Origin of the sequence: Rhizobium sp. BT-226 (genome assembly GCF_025847085.2) — a bacterium.
GTDB classification, from domain to species: Bacteria; Pseudomonadota; Alphaproteobacteria; order Rhizobiales; family Rhizobiaceae; genus Rhizobium; species Rhizobium sophorae.
Genome location: NZ_JAOYTI010000005.1, coordinates 119,481 through 134,951 on the forward strand (window position 1 = coordinate 119,481; position 15,471 = coordinate 134,951).

17 protein-coding genes are annotated in these 15,471 nt (G+C 62.6%); 5 read left to right on the forward strand and 12 right to left on the reverse strand.

Features of this window, described 5'->3' with window-relative positions; all coding sequences use genetic code 11:
• The first annotated feature begins 12 nt into the window (after positions 1–12).
• Entirely contained in the window at positions 13–873 is an 861-nt protein-coding gene (locus OIU37_RS27615) for a sugar phosphate isomerase/epimerase (protein ID WP_264259269.1), read from the forward strand.
• A gap of 18 nt (positions 874–891) precedes the next feature.
• On the opposite strand, the gene betC is transcribed toward OIU37_RS27615, so the two are convergent.
• Entirely contained in the window at positions 892–2,406 is a 1,515-nt protein-coding gene (gene betC / locus OIU37_RS27620; RefSeq protein WP_264259270.1) for a choline-sulfatase, read from the reverse strand.
• Positions 2,407–2,549: 143 nt separating this feature from the next.
• Between betC and OIU37_RS27625 the strand changes: the two genes are divergently transcribed.
• The 4 genes from OIU37_RS27625 to OIU37_RS27640 all read left to right on the forward strand — a co-directional run bounded on the left by OIU37_RS27625 (position 2,550) and on the right by OIU37_RS27640 (position 5,407).
• The gene (locus OIU37_RS27625) at positions 2,550–3,452 is read left to right on the forward strand and encodes a LysR family transcriptional regulator (protein ID WP_264259271.1); all 903 of its coding nucleotides are present in this window, start codon (positions 2,550–2,552) and stop codon (positions 3,450–3,452) included.
• Positions 3,453–3,572: 120 nt separating this feature from the next.
• On the forward strand, positions 3,573–3,776 hold the full coding sequence (locus tag OIU37_RS27630) for a hypothetical protein (protein ID WP_180696724.1): 204 nt from the start codon (positions 3,573–3,575) through the stop codon (positions 3,774–3,776).
• A gap of 99 nt (positions 3,777–3,875) precedes the next feature.
• Positions 3,876–4,670, forward strand: a complete 795-nt coding sequence (locus OIU37_RS27635; protein WP_264259272.1) for an HpcH/HpaI aldolase/citrate lyase family protein — start codon at positions 3,876–3,878, stop codon at positions 4,668–4,670.
• Between the two features lie 110 nt (positions 4,671–4,780).
• Positions 4,781–5,407, forward strand: coding sequence for a CatB-related O-acetyltransferase (locus OIU37_RS27640; RefSeq protein ID WP_168315090.1), 627 nt, complete (start codon positions 4,781–4,783; stop codon positions 5,405–5,407).
• Between the two features lie 20 nt (positions 5,408–5,427).
• Here the strand turns inward: OIU37_RS27640 and OIU37_RS27645 are convergent, their stop codons facing one another.
• From OIU37_RS27645 to thiM, 11 genes are all read right to left on the reverse strand, one after another.
• Positions 5,428–6,105, reverse strand: coding sequence for a spermidine synthase (locus tag OIU37_RS27645; RefSeq protein ID WP_264259273.1), 678 nt, complete (start codon positions 6,103–6,105; stop codon positions 5,428–5,430).
• Positions 6,106–6,175: 70 nt separating this feature from the next.
• Positions 6,176–7,075 carry an ABC transporter ATP-binding protein gene (locus OIU37_RS27650; protein WP_264259274.1) on the reverse strand — a complete coding sequence of 300 codons (900 nt, stop codon included), beginning with the start codon at positions 7,073–7,075 and terminating at the stop codon, positions 6,176–6,178.
• Positions 7,072–7,875: an ABC transporter ATP-binding protein gene (locus OIU37_RS27655; protein WP_264259275.1), complete on the reverse strand. Its 804-nt coding sequence runs from the start codon at positions 7,873–7,875 to the stop codon at positions 7,072–7,074. Before OIU37_RS27655 ends, OIU37_RS27650 begins: the two co-directional genes overlap by 4 nt.
• Positions 7,872–8,750, reverse strand: a complete 879-nt coding sequence (locus OIU37_RS27660) for an ABC transporter permease (RefSeq protein ID WP_264259276.1) — start codon at positions 8,748–8,750, stop codon at positions 7,872–7,874. The genes OIU37_RS27655 and OIU37_RS27660 overlap by 4 nt, the downstream gene beginning before the upstream one ends.
• 1 nt (position 8,751) lies before the next feature.
• The gene (locus OIU37_RS27665) at positions 8,752–9,729 is read right to left on the reverse strand and encodes an ABC transporter permease (RefSeq protein ID WP_130704444.1); all 978 of its coding nucleotides are present in this window, start codon (positions 9,727–9,729) and stop codon (positions 8,752–8,754) included.
• Positions 9,730–9,784: 55 nt separating this feature from the next.
• A complete protein-coding gene (locus OIU37_RS27670; protein WP_264259277.1) occupies positions 9,785–11,428 on the reverse strand; it encodes an ABC transporter substrate-binding protein in 1,644 nt (547 codons plus the stop codon).
• A 42-nt stretch (positions 11,429–11,470) separates the two neighbouring features.
• Positions 11,471–12,493: a glycoside hydrolase family 3 N-terminal domain-containing protein gene (locus tag OIU37_RS27675; RefSeq protein ID WP_240605359.1), complete on the reverse strand. Its 1,023-nt coding sequence runs from the start codon at positions 12,491–12,493 to the stop codon at positions 11,471–11,473.
• 24 nt (positions 12,494–12,517) lie between these two features.
• Entirely contained in the window at positions 12,518–12,997 is a 480-nt protein-coding gene (locus tag OIU37_RS27680) for a GNAT family N-acetyltransferase (protein ID WP_264259278.1), read from the reverse strand.
• 217 nt (positions 12,998–13,214) lie between these two features.
• Entirely contained in the window at positions 13,215–14,024 is an 810-nt protein-coding gene (gene thiD, locus OIU37_RS27685; RefSeq protein ID WP_264259279.1) for a bifunctional hydroxymethylpyrimidine kinase/phosphomethylpyrimidine kinase, read from the reverse strand.
• Positions 14,021–14,656 carry a thiamine phosphate synthase gene (thiE, locus tag OIU37_RS27690; protein ID WP_264259280.1) on the reverse strand — a complete coding sequence of 212 codons (636 nt, stop codon included), beginning with the start codon at positions 14,654–14,656 and terminating at the stop codon, positions 14,021–14,023. Before thiE ends, thiD begins: the two co-directional genes overlap by 4 nt.
• Positions 14,653–15,456, reverse strand: coding sequence for a hydroxyethylthiazole kinase (gene thiM, locus OIU37_RS27695; protein WP_264259281.1), 804 nt, complete (start codon positions 15,454–15,456; stop codon positions 14,653–14,655). Before thiM ends, thiE begins: the two co-directional genes overlap by 4 nt.
• Positions 15,457–15,471 lie beyond the last annotated feature (15 nt).

Below are 15,471 nucleotides of genomic sequence, written 5' to 3' on the forward strand. Positions count from 1 at the left end.
GGAGGAAGGCACGTGCAGGTTTTGCAAAACGGACGCTTCGCGGTTTCGACATGGTCGCTGCATCGGCTGCTCGGCGCCGTTTATGCCTATAGTCCCGATCCCGGCAAAAGTGCTGTGGCGAAAGAGCCCTATGGCCCGGGTGCCACGGCGCTGATAGACGTGCCGGCGGCGCTCTCGGCACGCGGCATCAACCGGTTGGAGGTCTGTTCCTTCCATCTGCCGAGCCTCGATGCCGCCTATATAAGCGAATTGCGCGACGCGATGGCGGCCTCGAATGTGCTGTTCCAGACGCTGTTGGTCGAGGACGGCGATCCGAGCCATCCGGAGACGGCTGAACGCGACGTAAAATGGATGGCAGAGTGGATCGACATCGCCGCAGTCCTAGGGGCTGAGAGGATGCGTGTCATTGCCGGCAAGCAGAAGCCGACGGAGGAAAACCTTGCCCGTGCCGCCCGCCATCTGCATTGGCTGGCGGACAAGGCGGACGGCAGCGGCGTGCGTGTCGTCGTCGAGAACTGGTTCGACCTGCTGCCGTCGCCGGTCGAAATGAACTGGCTGCTGGACCGGCTGGACGGCAAGGTCGGCCTTAACGGCGACCTCGGCAACTGGGCGGCGCCAGCGAAATACGAGGGCCTTGCCGATATCATGGGCCGGGCGGAAATCTGCCATGCCAAAGCCGATTATGGCACTGCCGGCCTCGATGCCGAGGATTACCGCAAGTGCCTGGAGATGTGCGAGAGAGCCGGTTACGACGGTCCCTTCACGCTGATCTACGACTCGCCCTTCTTCCCTGACGAATGGGACGGCATCCTGCTGCAGAAGGCGTTCATCGAGGATTTCCTGCGCGAGGCGCCGGCGCGCAAGACGGCTTAAATCAGCAGTGCTTCTTGCTCATTCCTGGCGCGGGAACCTTTGGTTTTCCTCCAGCACGTTCAGATCCATGTGGTTGCGCATATAGCGCTCCGAGGCTTTCTGCAGCGGCTGGTAGTCCCATGGATAATAGGCCCCATTGCGCAGCGCCGCATAGACCACCCAGCGGCGCGCCTGGCTCTCGCGTACGGCTGCGTCGAAATCGGAAAGCTTCCAGCGCCGGCCGGCCTGTTCGGCAAGCCTTGCCAAGATCTCGGCATGCGCCGGGTCGGCCGCCAGATTGTCGAGCTCCTGCGGATCGGCCTCGATATTAAACAGCATCGGCGGGTCCTTCTCGCAGAGCGAGAGTTTGTATTGGCCATCCCGGATGCAGACGAGCGGCGCTTCGGAGCCCTCAGCGGCATATTCCATCGGTACCGGGCCGCGGCTGCCGGTGCCTTCGGCAAGCGCTGCCAGATCCTCGCCCTCGGTCCACGGCTTCAACGAGGCGATATCGATCCCGGCAAGACCCGCCAGCGTCGGCGTCACGTCGAGCGTGGAGACAGGTTGGTCGATCCGCCTGGGCTTCCAGCTTGGTGCCGCGATCATCAGTGGAACGCGGGCCGATCCTTCGAAGAAGTTCATCTTGAACCAGAGGCCGCGATCGCCGAGCATGTCGCCATGGTCGGAGGCAAAGAGGATGATCGTGTTTTCAGCCATGCGGCTCCGTTCCAGGACGCCGAGAATGTCGCCGATCTTCTCGTCGACATAGGAGATATTGGCGAAATAGCCCCGCCTTGCCCGCCTGATCTGCTCATCGCTGATGTCGAAAGCGTCGTGATCGCAGGCTTTCATGAGACGCTGCGAGTGCGGGTCCTGCCGCTCGAAGGCAATCGGCGCAACCGCAGGGTCCAGTGCCGGGCAGTCCTCATAGAGGTCCCAGAATTTGCGGCGCGCGACATAGGGGTCATGCGGATGGGTGAAGCTGACGGTCAGGCACCAGGGGCGCTTGTCATGACCGCGCGAGAGATCGAACAGTTTGCGGCCGGCGTGGTAGGCGACCTCGTCGTCATACTCCATCTGGTTGGTGATCTCGGCAATACCGGCGCCGGTGATCGAACCGAGATTGTGATACCACCAGTCTATGCGTTCGCCCGGCTTGCTATAGTCGGGCGTCCAGCCGAAGTCGGCCGGATAGATATCCGTGGTCAGCCGCTCCTCGAAACCATGCAGCTGGTCGGGGCCGACGAAATGCATCTTGCCGGAAAGTGCGGTCTGGTATCCGGCAGCACGCAGATGATGCGCATAGGTCGGAATGTCGGAGGCAAATTCCGCCGCATTGTCATAGACGCGGGTTCGGCTCGGCAATTGTCCGGACATGAAGGAGGCCCGCGCCGGTGCGCAGAGCGGGCTTGCCGTATAGGCGTTGGTGAAGCGCACGGAACGCTCTGCCAGTGATTTCAGATGCGGCGCATGCAGAAAATCGGCAGGGCCATTGGGAAAGAAAGTGCCATTCAACTGATCGACCATCAGGATGAGGATATTCGGACGCACCATGCGAAATTGTCTCCTGTGGTCTCGAAGGCGGGGGAAGGTCTTGCTGGAAATCGACGCCCATTGCTATTTGCAGATCTTATCAAAGCCATTATCATCCTGCTTGTAAAGCAGACTTTTTTTGATACTTACCAAAAGGAATTTTTATGCCAGACCGTCGGCCTGAGCTGGGATGGATGCGCGTCTTTGCGGAGGTCGCAAGACTTGGCAGCTTTTCGGCCGCGGCGGCAGGTCTCGGCCTGACGCAGCCCGCCGTCAGCTATCAGATTCGGCGGCTGGAAGAGCAGTTCGGCGTCGCCCTGCTGCGCCGACAGCACCGCGGCGTCGAGTTGACCGCGGAGGGCGAACGGCTTTTCCAGGTCGCGGCCAAGACGGTTGGTGACATCGATGCCCTGGCGCGCAGTTTCCGCACCGAGGCTCAAAGGCCAGTTGTCCGACTGAGAACCGACTATGCCTTTTCAGCGCTTTGGCTGATCCCGCGCATGCATGGCTTTCGCCTGCTTCACCCCGAAACGGATATACAGATCGTCGCGACCCAAAGGCTTGAACCCGGCTTTCGTGACGACGCAGATGTGGTGGTGGTTTTCGGCACAAAGGCGGAATTCGGCGCTATCGGATCGCTTCTGCTGCAGGAAAAGGTGGTGCCCGTCTGCACGCGAGGCTTTCTCGATCGCAACGGCCCGTTCGATGATCCGCAGCAGCTTGCCAAGGCGATTCTGATCCATCTCGACTCGCCGATGCCATCGCCCTGGTTCGACTGGCGAAGTTATTTTGCTGAATTCTCCGTCACTCGCGATCTCCATGCCGGCCGCGGTGATGTCAGCTTCAACACTTACTCGCTGGTCGTCCAGGCCGCTCTCAGCGAACAGGGCGTGGCGATCGGCTGGATGGGGCTGGTCGATACGCTTCTGTCCACACATATGCTGGTGGAAGCCGGGCCGCCGCTCGATTCGCCCGACCGCGGTTACTGGCTGATACCGCCGCGATCGGCAAATGTTGATAGCGAGAGGCTCAGCACCTGGCTGGTGGATGAAGTCGGCGGGACATGACATTCGGACCGAGGCCGGCGCGTCATCGCATCCGGAATATGTGCGCTCTCGGGAGAGAAGCCTTGTCATGACCGATGCCGATCGACATTGTGGCATCGATTCATAGGGAAGGGCCGAAGCATGTCGCGAACCGTCGGATACGTCGTTGGACTGCTCATGATCCTTCTGGGGCTGATTTGGATCGCCCAGGGAAGCGGTTATTTTCCCTATCCCGCATCCAGTTTCATGATCAACCAAAGCATCTGGGTTCTCTGGGGAAGCATCATGGCTGTCGCGGGGCTCGCTGTGACAATCATTGTTTCACGGCTGCGCCGGAGAGGATGAGCCGGCAATCGTGCATGGCTTTGAGGGAATTCGACATCGACAAGTTCCTCGAGCAGAAATATCTGGCGGCTAACGGCCTGTCGAATTGAGGAGAATGGCATGAGCGCAGCTGAAATCGACGGCTTTGCGGACCGGATCAGGCACCACCGGGGCGGCATGATCTCCGCCTGGATCGGTATTCCCGACGCCACGCTCGCCAATCACCTGGCGCAGGAGGCCTTCGACGCCATCGTGCTGGATATGCAGCACGGCATGTGGGACATGCCCTCGGCAGCGAACGCCGTCGCCCAGGTGCGCCTTGCCGGCAAGCCAGCGCTGGCGCGCATACCGGTCGGTGATTTTGCTTCCGCCTCGCGCCTGCTCGATGCCGGCGCCTCCGGCATCATCGCGCCAATGATCAATTCGGCCGAAGACGCGCAAGCCTTCGTCAAGACCACGAAATATCCGCCTCTTGGCGAACGCAGCTGGGGACCGTCGCTGGCGCTCAATCATACCGGCCTGTCGGCCGATGATTATCTGAAGAACGCCAACGCACTCACCGTCGCCATCGCCATGATCGAGACCCGGGCGGCACTCGAGGCGATCGACGGCATCCTCGGCGTTGCCGGCATCGATGGCATTTTCATCGGTCCTTCCGACCTTTCGATCGCACTCTCGAACGGCGACCAGGTGGCGCCGAACGCCGCCGAGATCGACGGCGCCATGCAGCATGCGGTTTCGCGCTGCCGCGCCCATGACAAATTCGCCTGCGCCTTCGCCGGCGACGGCGAGCGGGCCGGCGAACTGCTGAAATTCGGCTTCGATCTGGTCATTGCCGGCGCCGAGACCGCGCAACTGCGCTCCGGCGCCCGCCGCGCCATCAACGCCGCCCGCAGGATCGCTTCGGGAAGTTAGTCGGAGCGCGCTTCATTGCGCAGTTCCCTACCTGACACGCATTTGTTGCGTCGACCCAAGCTTCGCGAAAGCTTTGCCCGGCACAATCTCCCGCGATTGGGGGACCGTCTATGGATGATGCAGTAGCTGAGGATCGCGTACTCGAATTCGGGGCGAGCCGCGTATATATCGGAAAGTATTCCTACGGCGTTTTGGGGACCAAGGTGTTCACCTACGACCAGGGCGCGTCGTTGCGGGTCGGCAGGTTCTGCTCCGTGGCCATGGATGTGAGTATCCTGCTTGGTGGCGAGCATAAGACCAACTGCTTCACGACCTATCCTTTCGGACATGCGAAATTTTTGTCGCAACTCGGCGGCGAGGGGATCAAACAGCCGAGCGGCACGAAGGGCGACGTTGTTATCGGCAACGATGTCTGGATCGGCTTCGGAGCCACCATCCTTTCGGGCGTTACCATCGGCGATGGCGCGGTCATCGCCGCCCGCTCGCATGTTTATAAGGATGTCGAGCCTTTCGAGATCGTGGGCGGTAATCCGGCTCGGCACATAAGATATCGCTTCAATCCTGAAATCCGCGATCTCATGATGCAGCTCAAATGGTGGGAGCTGCCGGATGAGAGCATCAAGCAGATTTCCGAAATCCTCTTCTGCAGCGAGCCCACCAAGGAGCTTCTCGACCTCATGCTGCAGGCATTCCGGGGACAGGGCACCGACGGTGAGCGGCAGACGGACGCCGCCTGAAGTTTCTGTCAGGCATTCCATCAGCCGCCCGATTTGACTGCCAGCCAGATCACATGCCGGGCGCCGCGTTTGCGGTTGGCGCGGGTATTGACGACCTCGACGGTAAAGCCGCTATCCTTGAGACGCCGCGTGAAATCGGGGTCCGGACCGGACGACCAGACGGCGAGCACCCCGCCGGGGCGCAGCGCGTCGCTGGCGGCGCGAAGGCCGGCGAAGTCGTAGAGCCGGTCGTTGGATTTGCGGGTCAGGCCATCAGGGCCGTTATCGACATCGAGCATAATAGCGTCATAGGCAGCCTTGCCGGCGCGGATCGCCTCGCCGACATCGCCCTGATGAATGCCGACGCGCGGATCGTCGAGGCAGCCTTTGAATACCTCGGCCATCGGGCCGCGTGCCCAGGCGATCACGGCAGGCACCAGTTCGGCGACGGTGACACCGGCATCTTCCGGGAGGACGGCGAGAGCGGCGCGCAGGGTAAAACCCATGCCGAGCCCGCCGATCAGCACCCTCGGCTTCGGGTGCGATTTGATCCGATCCCAGGAAAGGGTCGCCAGCGCTTCCTCCGAGCCACTGAGACGGCTATTCATCAGCTCGTTGGCGCCAAGCATGATCGAGAACTCGCTGCCGCGCTGCTTCAGCCGCAATTCGCCGTTTTCGCCGGGAATTGTCGCGGAATCGAGCTGGATCCAGGGCAGCATGACGGTTTCGCCTCATATGAAAGAGACCGTCCCCTAGCATAGGGCGCTAGATGAGGCCAGCAAGGTGGCCTCAGATCATCCGCATGAAATGATCCTGCTCGAATTCGACGATGTCGTCCTGCGGCACGGCCGAACGGCGGCGGATATCCTCCACCTCGTCCGGTCTCAGGCGGGCCTTCGGGTCGTCGAACCGGACCTCCGGATCAGGCACGGCCGAGAGCAGCAGACGGGTATAGGGATGCAGCGGATTGTCGATCACCTTGGCGACGCTGCCCCATTCGACGATCTGTCCGGCATACATCACGGCGATATCCTCGGCGACATAGCGGGCGGTGGCGATGTCATGGGTGATATAGAGCAGGCCGAGATTCATCTCCTGCTTCATCTCGTTCAAGAGGTTCAGCACGCCGAGGCGCACGGAGACGTCGAGCATCGAGGTCGGCTCGTCGGCGACGATCACCTCCGGCTTGACGGCCAGGGCGCGCGCGATGTTGACGCGCTGGCGCTGGCCGCCGGAAAGCTCATGCGGATATTTCGTCGCGACGAGATCGGGATCGAGCCTGACACGCTGCAGCAGTTCGCGGACCGCGACGTCGATCTCGGCCCCTTTGATCTCCGGGCGATGCAGCTTCAGCGGCCGCCGGAGATGATGGGCGATGGTGTGGGCCGGGTTGAGGGAAGCGAAAGGGTCCTGGAAGATCATCTGCACCGAGCGGCGGTAGCGGGCGATCTCGGCGGATTTTGCCGCCTCGACAGGCCGGCCCTTGTAGAGAATCCGGCCCGACGTCGGCAGATATTCGCGCATCGCCATGCGGGCGCAAGTGGTCTTGCCGCTGCCGGATTCGCCAACGAGCGCCAGCGCCCGGCCGGCATACAGCGAAAACGAGATGGCGCGGGCCGCATGCACGGCTGATGGGCCGTGGCCGAAGGTCTTCGTCACCTTGTCGAGGGCGAGGACGGTATTGCTCATAACAGCACTCCTCCATGCAGCGAGGGGAAGGAGGCCCAGAGCTTTTTCGTGTAGTCGTGCTTGGGCGTCCTGTAGATCGCCTCGGCCGTGTTTTGCTCCACCAGCTGGCCTGATAGCATGATGCCGATGCGGTCGCAGAATTGCACCATCAGCCCGAGATCATGGGTGATGAACAGCACGGAGAAGCCGAAGCTGCGGCGCAATTCGTTGATGCGCTGCAATATCTCGCGCTGGACGACGACGTCGAGCGCCGTCGTCGGCTCGTCCATGACGACGAGCTTCGGATCGAGCGCCATGCAGATGGCGATGACGATGCGCTGGCGCATGCCGCCGGAAAACTGGTGCGGGTAGTCGCGCATGCGATCCGGCGCGATGTCGACGAGCGTCAGCATCTCGGCGGTGCGCTCGCGGGCTTTCGCGCGGCTCATGCCTTTGTGGGTCCGCAGCATGTCGTAGAATTGCGTTTCGACGCGCAGCACCGGGTTCAGCGAGTTCATGGCGCTCTGGAAGACCATGGCGACCTCGCGCCAGCGAAACGCACTGAGCGCCTGCCGGTCGAGGCCGAGCACGTCGCGGCCGTCGAGCAGGATGCGGCTCTCCTTGCGGATCAGCGCCGGCGGCTTGTGTAGGCGGCTGATGGCAAAAGCGATGGTGCTCTTACCGCAGCCGGATTCGCCGGCAAGGCCGAAGACTTCGCCGGGCGCGACATCGAAGCTGACATCGCTGACGGCGCGGAAATCCTTCTCCTCGCCGATATAGTCGATGGTGAGGTTCCTCACCGAGAGCAGCGGCTGCGTCACAGGCGGCCCTCCCCGGACCGGACGAGCAGGGACCAGCGCTTCAGATGATTGCCGGTGCGCAGCCGCGGATTGGCGATTTCGTCGACGGCAAAATTCAAGAGCGACATGCCGATACCGAGGAAGGCGAGTGCGAAGCAGGGGGTGAGAATGTCCCACCAGGCGCCGACCGAAAGGGCCGAGGCCTTCTGCGCATTGTAGAGCATGGTGCCCCAGGAGATCGCTCTCGGATCGCCGAGGCCGAGGAATTCCAGTGTCGCCTCGGTGATAATAGCGAAGATGACGCTGCCGATGAAATTGATGCCGACGATTGAAATCACGTTGGGAAAGATCTCGAATGTCATGATGCGCCATTGCGGCTCCCCCATCATCTCGGCCGATTTGACGAAATCCTTCTGCTTGACGGAGAGCGTTTCGGCACGGGTGACGCGTGCGCCCCAGGCCCAGGACGTGGCGCCGAGGATGAGGGCGATGACGAGGGGGCTTGCCTGGCCGAGGAAGGCGGCGAGCACCAAGAGCAGCGGCAGGTTCGGAACGACCAGCACCATGTTGGTGAAGAAGCTGATGATCTCGTCGGTCTTGCCGCCGCGATAACCGGAGATGATGCCGAGTGCGGTGCCGACAAGCGTGATCAGCAGGCCGGCGCCGAAGCCGACGGCAAGCGAAGTACGGGCGCCGTAGATCAACCGGGCGAAGACATCCTGGCCGATGCGGGTCGTACCGAGGATATGGTCGAGTGATGGCGCTTGATGCGGCCGCCCGGTGCGGGCGGCGGGATCGTACTGCGTCAGCAGCGGCGCTGCGATCGCGACGAGGACGATGAAGGCGATGATGACGAGGCCGACCAGCGCCTTGCGGTTTCGAAGCAGGGTCTTCATATCACGCTCCCTTCAGCCTGGGATCGAGCAGCACATAGCTGACGTCGACGATAAAGTTGGCGATCAGCATGGTTGCGGTCATGATGAGGAGCTGGCCCTGGATGACGGGGTAATCGCGGGCGAGTATCGCCTGGTAGAGAATGTTGCCGAGGCCTGGATAGTTATAGACGACCTCCGTCACCAGCGAGCCGCCGAGGATGGTGCCGATGGCGATGGCAAGACTGGAGACGGTCGGCAGCAGGGCGTTGCGCGCCGCGTACCAGAGCATCACATGCCGGTCCGAAAGGCCCTTGGCGCGGGCCATGACGATATAGTCCTCGCCGAGCAGGTTGATCATGTTGTTGCGCATGGTGACGGTGAAGCCACCGATCAGCACGGTGCAGAGCGTCACCATCGGCAGGATGCCGTGATAGGCGAGGCTGCCGATATATTGCAGGCTGAAGGCCGGATCGAGCGATGGGTCGGCGGCATAACCGTTCGGAAACCAGCCGAGCGTGAAGCCGAAGATGAAGAGCACGATCAGCGAGGTGACGACGGCCGGTACCGAGGTCGCGAAGATCGCGCCGACGGAGACGATGACGTCGAACTTGCTGCCGCGGCGCCAGGCGGCGACGATGCCGAGGAAGGTGCCAAGCGCAAAGCTCACGATCGTCGCCGTGCCCATCAGGCCCACGGTCCAGACGAGCGCATGGCCGAGCACCGAGGTGACCGGCAGCGGAAAATATTTGATCGAGCGGCCGAGATCGCCGGTGAAGATGCTGCCGAGATAGGTGAGGTATTGCTGCCAGAGCGGACCGTCGACGAAGCCGAAGGTGAGCTTCAGCGCCTGCAGGCTTTCCGGCGGCAATTCGGTGCCGGCACTTGAAAACATGATCTGCACGGGATCGCCCGGCATCAGACGGGGCAGGAAGAAATTGATCGTCGCTGCCGCGATGAAGGCTGCCATGTAGAAGACGAGGCGGCGAAGCAGGAAAGCCATAGGGACTCCGTCGTGACGGAGCGGCGCTTTACGCCGCTCCCGAGGATTGCGATGCTTACTTGACCGGCTCGAGAGCGAGCAGATTCAGCAGGCGTGCAGGATTGGTCCGCGAGATCGACGGATTGACGAAGGGGTTTTCCTTGGTCGACCAGCCGGTGAAGCGCTTGGTGTTGTACTGATACCAGTTCGGATTGTTGAAGACGGGAATCATCGGCAGATTTTCAGCGACGATGCGCTGCGCCTTGTTCATCGCGTCCTTCTGCTTGGCAAGATCGGCGGTATGGGTGAACTCGGTGACGAGTTTCTCGACCTCCGGGTTGAACCAGCGCTGCGCGGTGAAGCGGGTCTTGCCCTTGTCCGAGGCGCTGAAGGCGCGCTTGTAGGGATAATAGGGCGAGGCCGATGCCGGCAGGCTGTTGATCGCCGCATCGAAGGTGCCGTTGATGAGGTTGCCGGTCCAGACGGCTTCCTCAGGCGTTTCGATCTTGGCGTCGATGCCGACCGCCTGCATGCCCTCGACGGCGAGGTTGACGGTGTCGATCCAGTCGGTCCAGGCGCTGGGGACGATGATCGAGAAGGAGATCTTGGTGCCGTCGGGATTATCGCGGAAGCCGTCGCCATCCTTGTCCTTGTAACCCGCCTCGTCGAGCACGGCCTTGGCGGCATCGGCATCATAGGTTGCGAACTTGCCGAAGTCGGCCTTGACGGACGGGTCCGCCCAGCTCTTGTAGAGCTCGCCCATCAGGCCGGGGTCCTCGTTCAGCGTCGGATAGCCGTAGCCGGCGACGTCGATCATCGTCTTGCGGTCGAGCGCCATCGAGACGGCACGGCGGAACTTCAGGTCGTTGAAGGCCTTCTTGTTGTTCTCGTTCGCCGTTTCCAGGTTGAACAGGAAGGCGACCATGCTGCTTGGCGAATACCAGTAGTGGAAATGCGCCGGATCCTTGGAAACATAGACATTGTCGATGTCGGGAATGAAGGAGACGCCCCAGTCGAGCGTGCCGTCGGCCGTTGCCGTCAGCATCTGGTTGTTGTCGGCAAGCTGCGGGAAGCGCATGCAATCGACCTTCAGGTGCTCGTTGTCCCAGTAGTTCGGGTTACGGCACTGGTCGTAGGTCTGGCCGGTGAAGCGCGGCACTTCCGTCAACGGGCCGCTGCCGACCGGGGTTTCGTTGGCGAAGGTGACGGGATCAGCGACATCCTTCCAGACATGTTCGGGAACGATCGGCAATTGCGAGATCTGCTCGGCGGCGAGCGAGCTCGGATTGGCGAGCGTGAAGCGCACCGTCTGGCCGTCAACGGCCTGGACATCGGTGATGAAGGTCCAGATGCTGACGAAGTCGAGCGCCGGAAATTTCTTCAGGTAGTCATAGGTGAACTTGACGTCGGCTGCGGTCAGCGGCTTGCCATCAGACCATTTCAGGTTCGGGCGCAGCTTGAAATCGATGCTCTTCAGGTCGTCGGAGAGTTTGAAGCTTTCGGCCAGGCGATAGACCGGCTTGTTGCTGTCGAAGCGGTTGAAGACGACCAGCGGCTCGTAGATGAAGTCGAGTGTCGACTGGCGCGACGAGGTCTGGTTGAACGGGTTGAAGTTGCGAACCCAGGTCGTCGCCGGTTCGATATTCACTGTGAGGACCGTCTGCGCCATGGCAGAACCCGAAAGCAGTGTTAGTGCGGCGGCAAGAAGATATTTTTTCATGTTTATTCCCCTTTTCTTATGCGGTGAGAGATGATGGGCCGGTCAGGAGACCAGCGCGCTTGCAAACATGTCTTCGACTTGCGCATGGGCGGCGCGGACATCGATCTTGAGATTGCCGAGGCGGGCCTTGCCGGCAGCGATCCGCTGCAGCGCGGCTTCCGTCAGCGGACGGGCGGCCTTGGCGGCGGCTTCGCTTTCCGGGATGTCGCCGTGGCTGTGGAGCGCGATGTCGAAACCTGCGTCGAGCACCTGTTTGACGCGTTCGGGCAGGGTGCCGGAAAGCGACTCCATGAAAATGCAGTCGGAAATCAGCACCCCGTCATAACCCATGTCGTTGCGGATCACGTCGTGCATGATCGGCGAGACGGACGCCGGCAACTCCGCGTCATAGGCCGAGTAGACGACATGGGCGACCATCGCCCAGGGTGTATCCTTCAGCGCCACGAAGGGCTTGAAATCGGTGGCGGTAAGCGTCTCGCGGCTGGCGTCGACCACCGGACGCTCCTTGTGGGAATCGAGCGTTGCGCGGCCATGGCCGGGAATGTGCTTGATGACAGGCATGTTGCCGGTCTCGAGCAGGCCATCGACCACCTCGCGGCCGAGGGCAGCGATGAAATCGGGATCAGGGCCGAAGGAACGGGCGCCGATGACCGCGCTCGTCGTCTCGAAGACGAGGTCGAGAACGGGTGAGCAGCCGCTGGAAAGGCCGAGTTCCGTCATCATCGCGCCCATGGCCTGGGAGGAAAGGCGCAGTGCTTTTTTGCCGAGATCGAAATCGCGGCGTGCAAGTTCGGCGAACTGGCCGAAACTGCGGAAGAGCGGCCAGGGGCCGGCATCGAGATGCTGAACGCGGCCGCCTTCCTGGTCGGTGAAGACAGGCGCGCCGTCGCGGCCGACGGCTTCGCGGAAGCGCTCGATCAGCCGCCTTGTCTGCTCCGGCTCGCGCTGATTGCGCCGGCCGACGAAAAGGCCGAGCGGATTGGTTTCGCGAAAGAGGGCGAATTCGTCATCCGAAATGGTGGGATTCGGAAGGCCGACGAAAAGGGCGAGCGGGGTCGAGGACAATTCTGGTGCTCCGGTATCAGATGATCATTTCGGCGTGCTTCTCAGCATGCCTTCGTAGATGCCCTTGTCGGGGGCGGGGATGATGGTTGCGCCTGCAGTCTTGGCGTAGAAATCGACCGGCCCGGCATCGCCGATGAAGGCATAGGCGTGGCCGAGCGTCTTCATGGTCTCAAGGCAGGCGGAAAAGAGGGCGAGCCCGATGCCCTTGCCGCGTGCGTCGGGGTCGACGCCGGTCGGGCCGAAGAAGCCGCGCGCCGTCGTGTCGTAGCAGGCAAAGCCGAGCAGCTTGCCGCTTTCGACGGCGATCAGGCAGGCAACGGGCTGGCGGGAGAAGGCGACCGCGACTTCGCTCGCCCAGTTCTCGCTGAACCGTTCGCGAACCCAGCTGACGATAAGATGCAGTTCCGGGGGCAGGGCCGGACGGATGAAGACGCCGGCGTCGTCGGCTTTGCGTTTCAGATCGGCGAGCTCAGTGGAATATAGGCTCACAAGCAGGTCTGGCACCTGTCACTCCTCCAGTTATTCCGTTATTGCGGAACATATCCCCTTTTAGTGTCATAGACTTGGCCATCTGGCTGGGCTTGTCAACAAGGTTTTTCAAACGGCCAAAGGCGCGACCTGCCGCTGTCCCAGGGTTTCAACGCAAAGTAGGTGCCGAACGCAAAAACGGCCCGGAAAGGCCGGGCCGTTTCGATTGGCGGAGTATTGGTTGAGCGAGCGCCTATTCGCCCTCTTTCCAAAGCGCATGAAAATGCTGCACCGGGCCGTGGCCGGAGCCGACGGCGAGGTGTTCGGCAGCCGCGACCGCGCCGGCGAGATAATCCTTGGCGATGGCGACGGCTTCCTGCGCCGAGGCGCCCTTGGCGAGCTCGGCCGCCAGCGCGCTGGAGAGCGTGCAGCCGGTGCCGTGGGTGTTCTTGGTCGGCACGCGCCTGGCTTCGAACCAGTGCAGGCCGGCGGCCGTGGCAAGCACGTCAGGGCTCTCGTCGCTGTCGAGATGGCCGCCCTTGACCAGCACTGCGGCCGGGCCAAGCGCCCGCAGGCGCTCGGCCTGGGCCGCCATCTCAGCCCGGTTTGTCGCGACCGGCTGATGCAGCAGGGCGGCGGCTTCGGGCAGGTTCGGGGTCAGAAGCGTGGCAAGCGGCAGCAGCCGGCGGGTCAGCACGTCGACCGCTTCGGGCGCGAGCAGGGCGGCACCACCCTTGGCGATCATGACAGGGTCGATGACGATCGGAATGTCGCGGTGGTCAGCCAGCGCGCCGGCAACAGCGTCGGCGATGCCGGCATTGGCGATCATGCCGATCTTGACGGCATCGACGCGGACATCGGCAAAGACGGCATTGATCTGGTCGGCGACGAATTGCGGCGGCACCAGATGCACGCCGCTGACCCCTTGCGTGTTCTGCGCCGTCAGCGCGGTCAGCACCGCCATGCCGTAGACGCCGCGGGCGGAAAAGGCCTTGAGATCGGCCTGGATGCCGGCGCCGCCGGAGGGATCGGAGCCGGCGATCGAGAGAACGTTGCGGATCATGCGCGAGCCTTTCGGATTTCTGCGGCGATGCGGCGCGTGGCCGCTTCGGGATCCGGCGTGCCGCAGATGGCGGAGACGACGGCAAGCCCCCTGGCGCCTGCGGCAAACACCTCGGCGACATGATCCACCTTGAGCCCGCCGATCGCGACCGATGGCACCGGCGAGGCCTTTACCAGCCTTGCAAGGCCGTCAAAGCCGATCGGCTGCTTGTGATCGGCCTTGGTCGGTGTCGCAAACACCGGCCCGACGCCGGTGTAATTGATGAGATCAGGATCGACGGCGTTAGCAAGCACCTCGCTCTCGACCGACAGGCCGAGGATCATCTCGGCACCGACCATCGCCCGCGCTTTGCGCGCATCCATATCCTCCTGGCCGATATGCAGGCCGTCGGCGCCGATGGCGATTGCCGCCTCGACATCATCGTTGATGATGAGGAGGGCGCCGGTCCCATCCAGCGCCTGTTTCAAGGCGCGGCCGGTCTCGATCATCCTGATGGTGCCGGCATGTTTGTCGCGCAGCTGCACCATGGTCGCGCCGCCGGCAACGGCAAGGCGTGCGGTCTCCACCATGCCGATCCCGGCGCAGAGATCGGGGTCGAGGACGAGATAGAGCGAAAGGTCGAAAGCCTTCATGCGGCTGATATCCTTGCCCTGGCGTCAAGCGTTTCGGCGTCGAGCGCAGCCAGCGCATCGAGGAAGCGCCAGGAGAAGGACCCAGGCCCGGCCGCCCCAAGGGCGGCCTCCTCGCCGGCGATGGCGAAGGTTGCAAGTGCTGCGATCGTCGCGCCGAAGATATCCTCTGGTGCCGTCGCGGCAAAGGCGCCGACGAGGCAGGTGAGCGAGCAGCCGAGCGCGGTGACTTGAGGCATCAGAGCTGATCCGCCTTCGATGCGCACGGCCCGCTCGCCGTCGGTGACGAAATCCACGGCGCCGGTAACGGCAACCACCGCTCGCTGACGCTCGGCGAGCCATCGCGCCGAACTTTCCGCCTGCTCGACCGGGTCGCGGCTGTCGACGCCCTGGCCGCGGCTCTCTCCGCCGGCCAGCGCGATGATTTCGGAAGCGTTGCCGCGGATGATGGTCGGACGCAGCGCTAGGAGATCGGCGACCGCATTGCGGCGGAAAGCCGTCGCATAATGCGCGACGGGATCGAGCACCCAGGGCTTGCCGGTTGACGTCGCAGCCTTCGCCGCCGCCTGCATGCCGTCGATCCATTGCGTCGACAGCGTGCCGATATTGATTGTCACAGCACTGGCGATCCCGGCGAATTCGCCGGCTTCTTCAGCGGCATGCACCATGGCGGGGGAGGCGCCGGCGGCAAGCAGCACATTTGCGGCGATGTTCATGGCGACGTAATTGGTGATGCACTGAACGAGCGGCGGCTTCTCGCGCATCGCCTTCAGCATAGCTCCTGGTGTGGTCCTGGTCTGCATATGGCCCCTTTCAGG